The 2,721-nt window shown below is 65.5% G+C and carries 5 protein-coding genes; 4 read left to right on the plus strand and 1 reads right to left on the minus strand.

Going from position 1 to position 2,721, the window contains the following annotated elements; genetic code table 11:
• Positions 1-364, plus strand: a 364-nt coding sequence (locus tag EN991_RS31140) for a hypothetical protein (protein WP_348630511.1), incomplete at its 5' end; no start/stop codon positions are given.
• A gap of 109 nt (positions 365-473) precedes the next feature.
• A complete protein-coding gene (locus tag EN991_RS31145; RefSeq protein WP_013529446.1) occupies positions 474-659 on the plus strand; it encodes a Flp family type IVb pilin in 186 nt (61 codons plus the stop codon).
• Positions 660-687: 28 nt separating this feature from the next.
• Here the strand turns inward: EN991_RS31145 and EN991_RS31150 are convergent, their stop codons facing one another.
• Positions 688-1,563, minus strand: a complete 876-nt coding sequence (locus EN991_RS31150) for a methyltransferase domain-containing protein (RefSeq protein WP_013529447.1) — start codon at positions 1,561-1,563, stop codon at positions 688-690.
• A 65-nt stretch (positions 1,564-1,628) separates the two neighbouring features.
• Here EN991_RS31150 and EN991_RS31155 point away from each other — a divergent pair, with 65 nt between their 5' ends.
• Positions 1,629-2,429 (plus strand): ComF family protein, encoded by an 801-nt coding sequence (locus EN991_RS31155; RefSeq protein ID WP_013529448.1) that lies wholly within the window; start codon positions 1,629-1,631, stop codon positions 2,427-2,429.
• A gap of 27 nt (positions 2,430-2,456) precedes the next feature.
• Positions 2,457-2,721: glutaredoxin 3 (gene grxC / locus EN991_RS31160; RefSeq protein WP_127370190.1), on the plus strand; the 265-nt coding region annotated here is incomplete at its 3' end.

Below are 2,721 nucleotides of genomic sequence, written 5' to 3' on the forward strand. Positions count from 1 at the left end.
AAGCATGGCCGTTCGCGGCCGAGCCGTCGATTTGCCGGGGAGCGATAGCATGAGCCTAGACAGGGATTGGGACTCGATCAGGCCCGAGCGCGGCTTTCGCGCCGCCGATGCGGGCATGGGCATATTGCGCATAACGCTTCTGTTCGGTTCGGCCGCGGTGGCGCTGGCGCTGATCGCAACCCCTTTCCTCGACAGCCAGACACGCTCGCTGTCGGCCCGTGACGGTTTCGGCGGGCTCGACATGGCGGCCACAGGCTCGATCGGCCATCGCGAAACCTACACGCTGCGCCGCAGCGTGCTGCAGCCGCAGCCGAGCTCGGTCTGCATCATCAGGTCCAATGGCCGGAGCAGCGGCGACTGCTGACATGGTTAAGAAATTTCGCAAAGGCGGCGGTTTCACCGCCTGTTAAGCCTTTGCCGTTAACCTTTCTTAACAGGTCGGCTGTAAGGTCCCGGACAGAGGGGTTGAGGCCATGAAAGCAGTGCTGCTGGGTTTTCTGAACGACGAGACCGGCGCCACGGCCGTCGAATATGGCGTGATCATCGCCGTGCTGTCGCTTGCCATCGTCGGCGGCATCGGTGAGGTCCGCGACGGGATCATCTGGCTGTTCAGCGACAACAACAGCAAGCTTGCGAACGCTTTCGCACCCACTCCCTGATCCGGCTTTTCCGCACCCTGGGGCAGGATCATTGCCCGTCGGGCGCCTCCAGGATTGTTTTCAGCGAGACCTTGGCCGACCCTGGCTTCAGCGGTTTTTGCTGCGAAGCGTCGGGCGCCCAGCCGGACATCCAGACAATCGAGAAACTTGCCCTGACGCGGCCGTCGGGGTCGGAAAACCGCTCGGCGTAGATTTCCGCCGCGCGGGCAAACAGCTTGCGCGAGCCCGGCCGCCGGCTGCGATCGGTGAGCGCATTGGTTTCGCCCATGGCCCGCAAATCCGCCATCAGGTTGAACAGGCTGGCATAGCGCACCGTCACCGTCTCGACGTCGGCGACCGGCAGAGCGAGACCGGCGCGCTGCAGCAGCGCACCGGCATCGCGCACGTCGGTGAACGGGGCGACACGCGGGCTGGCGCCGCCGTAAAGCTCGGTCTCGGCCGCAAGCAGGCTTTCGCGCAATTCGAAAAGCGTGCCGGCGCCGGCAAAGGCGCCGAGGAAAAGCCCATCCGGCCGCAGCGCGCGGCGGATCTGGATCAGCATGCCTGGGATGTCGTTCATGGCCTGCAGCGACAAGAGCGACACCGCCAGATCGAGGCTTTCCGGCTCGAACGGCACGGTTTCGAGCGGTGCGATCAGGCCGGCATCGCCACCGCTCAGGAAAGCCGTATCCGTCTCGACGCGGACAATGTCGGCGACCTTGCCGCTTTCAGCGAGCGTTTCGGCCGCCGCCGGCGTCTGGCAAAACAGCACGGCCGCCTTGCCGAACCGGCGCTCGACGGCGCCCAGCCGGTCGGCAAGGTCCTCGGCCGTGCGGCGCATGAGGAAGTCCGCGCCGTCGACCGGACGGGCAAGCGCGCGCCGCTTGTGCGTCAGCCACAGAGAGGTATCCATTATTGGCTGCAACGGGCAGATCCTTTGTTTGTCCACGCTCCGAGATCGTTGATATAGTGGCGCGCAGGAGCAACCACGTGGCCGATCCGATGCCCAAGATCAAGTCCATCGGGATCACGAACCTGGCCCGGTCGGTTGTCGGCTGGCCGGCGCGGATGCTGTTTCCGCCGGTCTGCGCCGGTTGCCGCCGGCATGTCTCGCAGCCGGGCGTGCTGTGCGGCGCCTGCTGGCCGAAGCTCAGGCTGCTGGAGCGGCCATGGTGCCCTGTCATGGGTACGCCGTTCACCCACCATATGGGCGAAGGCTTTCTGTCGGCCGAGGCGATTGCCGATCCGCCGCCTTTCGAGCGGGCGCGGGCGGCGGTCGCCTATTCCGGCGTTGCGCGCCAGATGGTGCAAGGGTTGAAATACCAGGATCGCACGGATCTGGCACCTTGGATGGCGCGCTGGATGATGCGTGCGGGTGCCGATCTCATCGCCGAGGCGGATGTGGTGGTGCCGGTGCCGCTGCACTGGCGACGGTTTTTCAGGCGGCGCTTCAACCAGTCGGCGGAACTGGCAAGGGCGGTCTCGGCACTTAGCGGATTGCCCTTCGCCCCGTCGGCGGTGCGGCGCGTGAAACTCACCCGCCAGCAGGTTGGGCTGGAGCGCGGCGAACGCGAGGAGAATGTGCGGGCCGCGTTCCGGGTGCCCGCCGAGGCGGAAATCGAGATCGCCGGCCGCAGGGTGCTTTTGATCGACGATGTCTACACCACCGGCGCCACGGTGCGTTCCGCCACCAAGGCGCTGAAAAGGGGAGGTGCGGCCGCCGTCGACGTGCTGACCTTTGCGCGTGTGTTGCCGGGGGACTTTCGGGCGGACGAGTCCGCGACTATATAAGTCGGCAACGAACAGCGGAAATTCGTCATGACCGATGTCACGATCTACACCCGCATGATGTGCGGCTATTGCACGGCAGCCAAGCGGCTGCTCGAGCGCAAGGGCATAGCCTTTACCGAGCACGATGCCTCCTTCTCGCCGGAATTGCGCCAGGAGATGATCTCCCGGGCGCATGGCCGCACGACCTTTCCGCAGATTTTCATCGGCGATACGCATGTCGGCGGCTGTGACGACCTCCACGAGCTGGAGGCCGAAGGCCGGCTGGACAAATTGCTCGCCAACGGCGCGACGA

It is taken from the genome of Mesorhizobium sp. M7A.F.Ca.US.005.03.2.1 (assembly GCF_003997795.1).
GTDB lineage: Bacteria > Pseudomonadota > Alphaproteobacteria > Rhizobiales > Rhizobiaceae > Mesorhizobium > Mesorhizobium ciceri.